At 28.7% G+C, this 237-nt stretch carries 1 pseudogene; it reads left to right on the forward strand.

The annotated features are described in order from the left end of the window. Positions 1-237 (forward strand): annotated as a pseudogene (locus RI01_RS03845) (phase variable surface lipoprotein); the annotation flags it as partial.

Consider the following 237-nt stretch of genomic DNA (forward strand, 5'->3'; position numbering starts at 1 on the left):
TAGTAAACTATTACTTTCGGATTCAACCCCGCTTAAAAGCCAAAATAACCCCCTTAAATACCTATATCCTCTATTTCAAATCAATTATCAAAATGAAACTAAAAACCGTATCAAAGAATTAATTGGGGAAATTGATGTCAATAAGTTAGAAACTTTACAATTATATCAATTAGACCCTCAAAAGCTAGATAAATATCATAAACCCACGAAAACTAACTATAAAAAAGGGTTAAACAT

It is taken from the genome of Italian clover phyllody phytoplasma str. MA1, from assembly GCF_000300695.1.
Lineage (GTDB): Bacteria > Bacillota_I > Bacilli_A > Acholeplasmatales > Acholeplasmataceae > Phytoplasma.